This is a genomic window from Gimesia benthica (genome assembly GCF_009720525.1).
Classification (GTDB): Bacteria; Planctomycetota; Planctomycetia; order Planctomycetales; family Planctomycetaceae; genus Gimesia; species Gimesia benthica.
On record NZ_CP043930.1, the window covers coordinates 4,815,040 to 4,825,385 of the forward strand.

Here is a 10,346-nt window from a genome sequence, read left to right on the forward strand (position 1 = left end):
CCGCTTGCAGCTTCTCCCATAACCCTTCTGGAGGAGGTGACCTCTGAAAGTACGGGAGCAGGGTTGGTCGATCGACTACTGGAAATCACAGCTCTGCATAGTGAGCAACCCGCGATTTCCACATCTGAGCGGACCTTGAGTTATGGTGAGCTGATTTTGCTGGTCAGACATATTTCCGAACAGCTGTCTGAGGTCGCCGGTTTTGAATCCGGAAGCCGTGTTGTACTGCTGGTTCCCAATTCCGTGGAATATATTGCTGCCTTCTACGCAGTCTTGTTCGCCGGTGGTGTCGTTGTGCCTGTTCCAGCGAATACGGAGAGCGGCGCGCTAAAGAATATTCTGGATTCAACGCAGGCGATCTGTACGATTACAACTGCCCCGGTTTTAAGGCGTCATCCGGATCTGGAAGAATATACTGTAAAGGGCATGGATTCAGAGGAATCTGTGACCGGAACAGTTCCAGTAAATACACTCCAGCCGGTTGCACGCTCTGAGAAGAACCTGGCTGCAATTTTCTTTACATCCGGTTCCAGTGGAATGCCCAAGGGGGTCATGCTGAGTCACGGGAACCTGATCTCTAACGCGCAATCGATTCAGGAATACCTGCAGTTGCAGGCAGACGAACGGCCTATCTGCGTCCTGCCTTTCCATCATGCGTTTGGAAACTCTGTACTGCAGTCTCACCTTCTACAGGGGGCGCATCTGATTCTGGACGGGAATACCATCTTTCCCGAAAGCATTCTGGAAGCAATGATCCGCCACGAATGCACCAGTCTCTCAGCGGTCCCCGACCTGTATCGGATTCTGCTGGAACGAACTTCATTTAAGCAGACGCGGTTTCCACATCTGCGTTATATGTCTGTTGCGGGAGGTGCCCTGCCCTATGCACAGGCCGTCGAAATCAGCGATGTCATCCATCCGGCCCGTTTCTTTGTCATGTACGGCCAGACGGAAGCTACGGCTCGCTTGGCCTATGTACCACCGGAGCAAATCGCCGGTGTAAGTGACGGCACCATCGGTCAGGCAATACCCGGAGTAACGCTGCAGATCGTGGATGAAAGTGGGCAACTTGTGGATGCAGGTACGGTCGGCGAGCTGCGGGCTCGTGGCCCCAACATCATGCAGGGCTACTGGAGAGATGCGGAAGAGACCCGCAAACGGATACACAATGGCTGGCTCTATACGGGAGATCTGGCCACTTTCGATCAGTCAGGCAGAATCGTCATCAAAGGTCGACGAAATTCACTGGTCAAAATATCCGGTTATCGCGTGCATCCGGCAGATCTGGAGCAATTCGCGCTGCGAACTTTTCCCCTGTCGCAGGCTGTGGCGGTCCCCTTTGAAGCAAAAAATACAGGTACGCGGCTGGCATTGTACATCGAAACCACTCCAGGAGGTACGGGACTCACGGAAGCAGAAATGCTGAGCGTCTGTCGCAGCCAGCTGCCACGCCAACTCGTGCCGGACCGGATCCGGATCTTACAGAAAATTCCATTAAATCACGCCATGAAAGTCGATCGGGTCAAGCTGTCAGAATTGGCAGCAGTCGGCGATCTGTAATCTTAACTTTCGTCTGCAACTGCAAAGGACACGACTAATGAGTGTATCGATTCAGGAACAACTGGTTGAATTTCTAAACTCCGTCACCGGACAGACAATTACTGATAGCACCGAACTGATTGATTCCGGTCTGCTGGATTCCCTGACGATGATGGACCTGCTGGTCTTCGTCGAATCTGATTTTGAAGTACGACTCGATTTTCAGGATATCAGACCAGATTTATTTAAAAATCCCGCCACGATTTCTCAGCTGATTTCAGAGCGACAGGCAGAGCAGAAAAAAGCTGCCTGAAACTACTCTGGACAGGACGTCAGAGTATTACAAATCCAATAGACAGGATGTCTGATATGTATTGGGCGACAAAGAGTAAACCGGTGCCACTCTCCGAGATTGGCTGGATCAATACCACCTATCTCGCGAGTACATCGCTCCGTTGCGATCCGATGCTCGTCTGGGGAACCACGGTCGATACCGAAGAGCTGGATTCCTTTCTGGAAGAGCAGCGCAGACTCAACCGCACTATGCTCACTCCCGCGCATGTTCTGGTACGTGCCGTGGCTGAAAGCCTGCGACAGCATCCGGAAGTCAACCGCCGGGTGATTGGGAAAAAAGTTTATCAGTACGAGGGCGTGAATATTGTCATGCCGATGCTGCAGACCAGCACGGGCGAAGTCGATTGTGTCTTCATGCGGAAAGCCGAAGATTATTCACTCGACGAGATCGCGGGTTACTTCTGGGAGTCAGCCAGAGAAAAATCGATGCAGGTGGCCCGTGATAAAAAACGTGTCAAAGAGGGATCAACGTTTAAAAACGCATTGATCAACCTGGGACGCTGGCTCCGGCTTTCCTGGATTCTGCACACCTCGAAGGTTGGATTCACGGCCGGCAACTGGCTTCGGGCTCCCACCATCTGGCCCTGGCAGCAGGGACTGAATCATGCTGGGGCATTCGTCAATTATCTGGGGTTCTCCGGTGCACCGCCATTGATTGCCCATAAACCCGCGTCGCTCCCACTCAATGCATACTGTATCGCCGTCACCATGGGAGCTACTGAAAAACGCCCTGTCGTTGTGGATGATAAAGTCGTCGTGCGTAAACAGGCTTCCCTGTTTGTGCGGCTGGACCATCGTATGGTCAACGGAAATCAGTCTGCAGCGTTCATCAATACCCTGCGCAGCTTTCTGATGCACCCGCAGAGCCTGGTTCAGCAGTCTGAGGATGCAGAAGTTCAGAAACGGGCTGCCTGAGTTGAAGAAGAGATTCATTTTAAATCCTGCCTCCCACACGAGGAAGTTCCGTACCACGGTCCGTTAATTTTCGGAGCCCACCAATGTCGTCAGCTGATTCTCATTCCAGACAGGGCCTGCAACTGCATCAGAGCGATCAGCGGCAGACACGCCAGGGCTTGTCCGTCGACCAGCTGACCAGTCAGAACGCAGACCGTTTTGAACGGGCCGGGACACAGTGGCGGATTGATCCATCGCATCAGGTGTTCGATCAAGAACCGCTGGGTCTGCCCGAGGAGCACACAGAAACAGAACTGCGCGATTTTATTTTTGAGCATGGCAGATATTTTGATTCCTATCTGGCTTCCGAACCGGATCGTGATCAGTTCTGGTCTCAGGGGAAACGGGGATTAATCTCCTACAAACGCTGGTACCGACATGTCATCATTGGGGGAGGCCTGATTGCTCCCGAACCCCATAAACCTCAACTGGTACGCGAATTTCTGGAGTATGCGAAACAGAACCGGCTATCAATTGCCTTTCACAACATCGGAGAAGCAGATCTTCCCCTGTTTCAGGAAATGCAGTTTCAGGTGACCAAGTGGGGCGAAGACCCGATGATCGATCTGGATACCTGCACCTGGCAGGGAAAAGATTATGAATGGGTCCGCCGACAGACCAATTATTGCCTCCGGCAGGGGATGACCGCCTGCGAGGTTCGTCCAGATCAACTGCATCCGCTGCACTGGTCCGATATCATCTCAGAGGTCATTGAAGTCGCCGACGAATCGTTGACGCGTAAACCTCAAAAAAAAGCGATGCGTTTCTTTGAGGGACGAATTGATAATCATGCACTCGGGCGACGGCGTCTGTTCATTGCCCGCTACCAGGGACGGATCGAAGGCTTTGTGATCTGTAATCCCATTTTGAATGGGACCGGTTGGGCGACAGAACTCTATCGGCATCGCCTGGATTCGGTTAAAGGCACCATGGCCTTCCTGATTCATTTCGTATTACAGCAACTGAAACAGGAAGGTGTTGCGCAGGCCGGGCTCTGTCTGGATCTGGGACGCGACTGTCACCGCCTGCCCGGTGACAGTGCGCTGGTGAGGCACGGCTTGCGATTTGCAGAAAATTATCTGACCAGTATCTTTGATTTTACCGGTTTGCGACATTTTAAAAGCCGCTTTCGACCGCGCTATGAAAAGCGGTTTGCCTGCGTTTATCCCAAGGTCACCATCGGTTCGATTCTGGCCTTCGTCAGTACTACCGGCGTACTCGATCTGCACTACGGACGCTATTCCCGCATCCTCTACAATCAGCACTGCAAACGAAAGCTCCGCCGAAATCTGGCGACTGGTAATTCGTCGCAGTCTGACACTGCAGCTTCGCCGAAAATGAATTCTAAACCTTTCTCTTTGCGGAAGAGTGCCTGATACCCGCGAAACACAAATTTGACCGTTTCGCAACCTGTATCCTGTCAGTAGTTTAGCGTAGTTGGGGACGCAAAAATCTGAGAGATTGATATCAGGTTCCAGAAAAAAGGGACCAAAATTGTCGGTCTTGTCAGCACGTTGACGAGTTTCAGTCAGAGAGATGATTTTTCTCACTCGAAATTCGATTCAGGCAGGAGCAGGCGACGATGTCACGATTCATGCTGATTGCAGTGCTGGGGATGTTCTGCCTTTCCCAGGTCCGGGCTGGGGAGACACGGACCTGGGAAGGGAAATGGAATAACCGCAAGTACAATACGACGGGCCCCTTGAAATGTGTCGCTACATCTGACGACAAGGGAAACTGGAAAGCCACCTTTACCGGGCTGTTTAAAGGGGATCCCTTCAAATACGAGGCAACCTTTCAGTCTAAATCCACAGGCATTCAACACAACCTGTCGGGCAAAGCGACCATTCGCGGGCATGAGTACCAGTGGATTGGCTTGATGAAAGGAGCAACACTCAGCGGAAAGTATAAGTCGAATATCGGCTACTATGGTGAATTCGTTCTCAAAGAGAAAGAGTAAATCACCTTCTTACAATTAGTCTTCCGCAGTAATATGCTCTTTGATCCGTTGCAGGTTTGTCAGACCGGTCGGCTTACCGATTTTCATAATCAGCTTGACGAGCAACCAGCCCCAGAAGGGGATTTCTCTTTCGAAAATAATGCGTTCGACAATTTGAGTGGCGCGTCCACCGGGGATGATTTCATAGACCACTGTCATGTGTTCGGGGTCTCGTTTTTCCGACTCCGTCTGAATGACGATATTACAGGTGACTTTTAACGGGTCATCGTCTTCTGGGACCATACCGGCAAATTCCAGTGTTTTGCCTTTGAACTCCATCTCACCAAAACAGCGATTCCCCTCCACGGTGACCGATTTGATCTTATCATTGATCTTGGGCCAGTTCTCAAGATCGCTGAGCCATTCATGGATGACCTGCGGAGAAGCATTCAGTTTTGTCTTTTCGGACAGCTCTAGTTTCATTTGTGGAGACATCCTGTCAGCTGGTTTGTTTTATAGAAGATTGCTAAGTATGTTTCGAATGGATTTTGACTGCAATACTGAGTTGTTCGCTCCTCGTTCCTGAGACTGATAACAAAATCGAGTGACAGTTCCCGGATCTGCCATAGTAGGGGGATTCAACTCTTTCCCGAAAATACAATTTTGTATATTCTGGTCCCAGGTCTTTTATCTGATGCATCAAATAAAAGTCTATGATGATATGCGAACGGAAGTCGAAGCGGACATTAAGCTGCAACAATGACCTTTCGCTTCCTGATACAAAACCCGGCGAAAGAAAGAGTCAGATGAAAAACAATCCTCTGCCGCGCCTGGACGAAGATTTGGTTTTGAGAGAACAACTGTTACCATTCTGCCGATTGAAACCGGGAGAAATCTGGGAGGATCCCACTGGTCGGCATCGAGTGGCCTGCGCAGATGCCACCAATTCCGAACAGATCAGCAGGCTGATCGGCGAGGATCGTCCTGTCCTGGCGATTCAGGACCCGCCCTATAATCTGGTCGCCTTCGATCTGCGTAATATCGATACGTTTATTGAGTGGTGTGCCGACTGGGTGCGCATGTCGGCCCGCTTTCTGAGTTCGGATGCTTCCTTTTATGTCTGGCTGGGAGCGGACCAGAATCAGCATTTTCAACCACTGCCTCAGTTCATGATGATGATGCAGCAGACCGGGTTGTTCGAATCACGGTCCTTTGTCACCATGAGGAACCAGCGTGGGTATGGCACTCAGAAAAACTGGATGGCCGTGCGTCAGGAACTGTTGTACTACACGCGAGGGAATCCATTTTTTGAAGTGCAATACACGGATATCCCGAAGATCCTGCGCGGGTACTATAAAAACATCAACGGAAAAAAGACGGAGAACCTCGAACGGGGCCGTTCCGAGAACATCAGGCCCGGGAATGTCTGGGTCGATATTCAGCAGGTCTTCTATCGCATGGAAGAAAATGTTTCAGGATGTTATGCCCAGAAGCCGATCAAATCGGTTGAACGAATTCTGCAGGCCAGTTCTCAACAGGATGACTTTGTACTCGATCTGTTTGCTCATTCCGGTACTACGCTCATAGCCTGTGAGCAACTGGGCCGCCGCTGCCTGACCGCTGACCTGGATCCCATTTTCTGTGAGATCAGTATTCGTCGCCTGGAACACTTTCGTGCGACAGGGAAATCCGGTTGGCAGAACGGGCACCCCTTTGAAGACATTCCCGATCTGAATCCGCAGACCGTTTCAGAGGGTTAAGCTCTTGTTGCCGGTTTTGCTGAACGCAAAGCAGCGCTGACGATACCCGCTGGTTTCATCCAGCGATGCAGATTGTTGTATTGGTGGTTCCTCATTCTTATAATCGTGGGAGCAGCTTACGTACACAACAATGCAGACCATCATCCTGAGGAGCAGACCAGATGACGTATAAATTCAGCCGACTTGTGTCAGGGGCAGGAATCTGGGGTGCCAGTTTCTGTCTGTTCCTGTTCGTATTCAGTACCACCACAACTCTTGCGGCTGATAAGGTTCTGAAGGCAGGGGCAGCGACCAGCAATATTACGCCTCCTCTGGGAGAATATATCGTCGGTGGATTCAAACCGTTTCCGGCCGAAAACGTACACGATGAACTGCACGCCCGCTGTCTGGTACTGGATAACGGTGAAACCAAAATCGCCTTCGTGATCTGTGACAATCTGGGGATCACTGTTGATGTATTTCAGGCGGCTCGGGATTTCATCAAAGCAGAAACCGATTTGCCACCTGAGAATATTCTGATGGCGGCTACTCACACGCATTCCGCGACCCGCGCCAGCAGTTCCAAATATCACGACTTCCTCGCACGAAGAATTGCTGACTGTGTCCGCTGTGCAATGGAGAATCGGGAGCCGGCACGCATTGGCTGGGGCGGCGTAGATGAACCTTCTGAAGTCTTTAACCGTCGCTGGTATACGACAAATCCTGATTTCTGTAAGAATCCATTCGGTGGGGTCGACAAAGTGCGGATGAATCCACCCCGGGGCAATGCTGCTCTGGTAAAACCCGCAGGGCCCATCGATCCGGAAATCTCATTCATCAGTGTGCAGTCGCTGGATGGTCGGCCACTGGCACTCCTGGCAAATTACTCTCTGCATTATGTGGGAGGCGTCAATAAAGGAGAAATCTCTGCAGACTACTTCGGTATCTTTTCCGAAAAAATTGGCCCCCTGCTCGGTGCGAAGCCGGAAGATCCTCCGTTTGTGGGAATGCTGTCGAATGGCACCAGTGGTGACATCAATAACATCAATTTCCAGAAGCCCGGCAAACGGATGGCTGCGTATGAAAAGATGAACCAGGTGGCAGAACTGGTCGCCAGACGTGTGGCCGATGCCTGTCAGCAGGTAAAGTATCAGGCTTGGGTTCCTCTCGGAGCAGCCAATGCAGAATTGACATTAAAGGTCCGTAAACCTGATGCCGCGATGCAGGCTTATTTCAAAAAGGTGATGGCTCAACCGGAGGGCGCGGAACAGCATCATCGTTACGAGCGGAATTATGCAGAGCGAGTTCAGCGACTGCTGGAAGGTCCTGATGAAATTACTGTAATACTACAGGCATTGAGAATTGGTGATCTGACTGTGGCTGCAATTCCCTTTGAAACCTTCTGTGAAATTGGTCTGGAACTGAAAGAAAAAGCCCCATTTGAAGATGCCTTCACGATTGAACTGGCGAACGGTTACAACGGTTATCTGCCTACACCTGAGCAGCATAAACTGGGAGGGTATGAAACCTGGATGGGAACCAACCGGGTCCAGTTAGATGCTTCAGATAAAATTGTGGCAGTGATCCTGGACCTGATGCAAAAACTGAAATCTCAACCCTGATGTTTCTATACTCATCTTACAGCTGAATTTCGTATCAGAGGTGTGGTTCGATATAATGCGATTTTCTCTCACCCACTGACAGGACCGAATGATGCGCAAGCAACCAAAGCGAATGATGTATGCCGGGGGAGGCGTTTTAATTCTGGGGATCATTCTTGGCCAGTTCATCGGCTTGACCCCCGGCATTAATTCCGGACCGGGTGAGGGAGAAGAGAAGGCAGAACCACAGGCGGAAGAGAGTTCACCCTCCGTAATGGCCTCGACGGAGTCAGATATGATCCCGGTTTTAATCCAACCGGAACCACGAGAACAGAAAACCCTGGCAGAGCTTCCCTTGCAGGTCCTCGATATTCTGATTGATGATCGCAGTTATAAGGTCAAAGCCGACTCACAGCCCCGCGAAAAATATCAGCCTGCTGATATTCAAACAATCCTCACGCTGGCAGGCCGGGCTACCGGGGACGAGGATGGTGTCAAAGTTCGCGTCTATCGTACCGGTTCTGCACGCGTGGTACCGGAAAAAACGCTCAAAGAGGAACTGACAAAATCCGGCCTTGATGCACAACAGGTCGAATGGAAATCTCATCTCATTGATTGAACTTCAAAGTTCTGCAGTCGTCCCTCGCGTTCGACCTGAAGTTTCAAGGGCAGAGGCAGATCTTTTACGAGTTCGCGAAATTCATCACTGCTCTCAAATGACCGTCCGCTGATCTCATAAATCCGGTCGTTGATTTTCAGACCGGCCAGATCGGCAGGTGATGATTTAATGATGTTCGAGATCACCATGACTTCGGGTTCGGTTTCATCAGTATGCCACTGAATTCCCAGTTTGAGCTGATTGCCTGAAAGTTCTACCGGGATTTCCAGTAGTTCATCTTCCTTTTTTCGTTTGATCTGCAGCTTGATCTTTTCAGGGGAACTCCGTACCAGCGCTGCAAATCCAGGCGCTTCTACAGGCGATCGTCCGTCGATTTTAATGATCTCATCACCGACCTTCAGGCCAGCGGCATCCGCTGCTGAACTGGCCAGAACCTGAGTAATCATCAGATGCCCTTCCTCGTACTGGTCTGCATTCCAGGCGACACCCAGCCGGGGCGGATCCTGCGTCGTGATTCTTGATTCCTGATCGATCCCAGCCAGAATATCCTGATCGGCTGACCGGTATTCCGGCTTTTTATCCTGCATGGCAAATTCAAATACCAGCTGGGTCAACAACTGGGCACATTTCTGGGTGCCTGCGTAATCGATTTTGAAGGCGTCATCTTCAGGACGATGATAATCATCGTGTTTCCCGGTATGCAGCATCAGGAAGGGAATCCCCTTCTGATAGAAAGGCCAGTGGTCGCTGTCGGGGCGGATCGCACTGTCAAATTTGATTTTCAGATCCGTGTCACGATGATTGCATTTGACGGTGCAGGATCTCAAACCGATGGACGAACGGGATCCGAATAAAGTCAGTGGTTGTTTTTTGAGCCGCCCGATCATGTCCAGGTTGAAATAAATTTGGATCTGTTCGAGTGGAACACTCGGGTAATTCATCCAGTGTCTGGAGCCAAGCAATCCCATCTCTTCCGCATCCCAGAAGGCGAACAGGATAGAGCGCCGGGGGAGCTCTTTATGCTCTGAGATGGCTTCAATGATTTCCAGCAGGGCTGCAGTTCCGCTGGCGTTGTCATCAGCTCCGTTATGAATCTGACCGACCCCACCCCGACTGTTCGAGGGCTTGCCGTACCCCACATGATCGTAGTGAGCCCCGATAACAATATATTCATTTTTTAATTTTGGATCATTACCCGGAATGACTCCCAGGATATTCCGAAATCCCCCATCGAACTCCTGAAAGTAGCCTTCTTCACCCATTCCGGGTTGGACACCATGCTTCTGTAAAAAAGTGCGGATATAGGTTCCAGCCGCCTGGCCACCCTGAGTACCTGCTTCGCGTCCTTCGAGTGCGTCACTGGCCAGGAATTCAATATGAGATTTCAGCTCATCTGTCTTAATCGAACTGGACGCGGTTTTCGCTGTAACCAGATAACTGGTCTCGGCAGCATTCGACGCAGAGAAACTTATGACCCAGGTCAGGCAGCAGAAAATCAGAGAATACGTGAGCTGTGATGGCAACCATGGATCTTCTGGCTGGATGCTCAGTCCTCTGACTGGGGGAGAGGCCAATGGGAGTTGGGTTTTCCGTTTCACACC

Annotated in this window: 10 protein-coding genes; 8 read left to right on the plus strand and 2 right to left on the minus strand. The window is 50.9% G+C overall.

The window, feature by feature from the left end; translation table 11 throughout:
* The first annotated feature begins 63 nt into the window (after positions 1-63).
* The 5 genes from F1728_RS18685 to F1728_RS18705 all read left to right on the plus strand — a co-directional run bounded on the left by F1728_RS18685 (position 64) and on the right by F1728_RS18705 (position 4,807).
* Positions 64-1,560 carry a class I adenylate-forming enzyme family protein gene (locus F1728_RS18685; RefSeq protein ID WP_194242429.1) on the plus strand — a complete coding sequence of 499 codons (1,497 nt, stop codon included), beginning with the start codon at positions 64-66 and terminating at the stop codon, positions 1,558-1,560.
* Positions 1,561-1,597: 37 nt separating this feature from the next.
* A complete protein-coding gene (locus F1728_RS18690; protein WP_155365361.1) occupies positions 1,598-1,852 on the plus strand; it encodes an acyl carrier protein in 255 nt (84 codons plus the stop codon).
* 56 nt (positions 1,853-1,908) lie between these two features.
* Complete coding sequence (locus F1728_RS18695; RefSeq protein WP_194242430.1) at positions 1,909-2,808, plus strand: 2-oxo acid dehydrogenase subunit E2; 900 nt, start codon at positions 1,909-1,911, stop codon at positions 2,806-2,808.
* Positions 2,809-2,891: 83 nt separating this feature from the next.
* Positions 2,892-4,223: a bifunctional lysylphosphatidylglycerol flippase/synthetase MprF gene (locus F1728_RS18700; protein WP_155365363.1), complete on the plus strand. Its 1,332-nt coding sequence runs from the start codon at positions 2,892-2,894 to the stop codon at positions 4,221-4,223.
* 206 nt (positions 4,224-4,429) lie between these two features.
* The gene (locus tag F1728_RS18705) at positions 4,430-4,807 is read left to right on the plus strand and encodes a hypothetical protein (protein ID WP_155365364.1); all 378 of its coding nucleotides are present in this window, start codon (positions 4,430-4,432) and stop codon (positions 4,805-4,807) included.
* A gap of 15 nt (positions 4,808-4,822) precedes the next feature.
* Here F1728_RS18705 and F1728_RS18710 read toward each other — a convergent pair whose 3' ends face one another.
* Positions 4,823-5,269, minus strand: a complete 447-nt coding sequence (locus F1728_RS18710) for an SRPBCC family protein (RefSeq protein ID WP_155365365.1) — start codon at positions 5,267-5,269, stop codon at positions 4,823-4,825.
* A gap of 323 nt (positions 5,270-5,592) precedes the next feature.
* Between F1728_RS18710 and F1728_RS18715 the strand changes: the two genes are divergently transcribed.
* The 3 genes from F1728_RS18715 to F1728_RS18725 all read left to right on the plus strand — a co-directional run bounded on the left by F1728_RS18715 (position 5,593) and on the right by F1728_RS18725 (position 8,745).
* Complete coding sequence (locus F1728_RS18715) at positions 5,593-6,546, plus strand: DNA-methyltransferase (protein ID WP_149343900.1); 954 nt, start codon at positions 5,593-5,595, stop codon at positions 6,544-6,546.
* Positions 6,547-6,707: 161 nt separating this feature from the next.
* A complete protein-coding gene (locus tag F1728_RS18720) occupies positions 6,708-8,147 on the plus strand; it encodes a hypothetical protein (RefSeq protein ID WP_228030235.1) in 1,440 nt (479 codons plus the stop codon).
* Positions 8,148-8,238: 91 nt separating this feature from the next.
* Positions 8,239-8,745, plus strand: a complete 507-nt coding sequence (locus F1728_RS18725) for a hypothetical protein (RefSeq protein ID WP_155365366.1) — start codon at positions 8,239-8,241, stop codon at positions 8,743-8,745.
* On the opposite strand, the gene F1728_RS18730 is transcribed toward F1728_RS18725, so the two are convergent.
* Entirely contained in the window at positions 8,730-10,268 is a 1,539-nt protein-coding gene (locus F1728_RS18730; protein ID WP_155365367.1) for a M20/M25/M40 family metallo-hydrolase, read from the minus strand. The two genes, F1728_RS18725 and F1728_RS18730, sit on opposite strands and share 16 nt — an antisense overlap.
* Between the last annotated feature and the right edge of the window lie 78 nt (positions 10,269-10,346).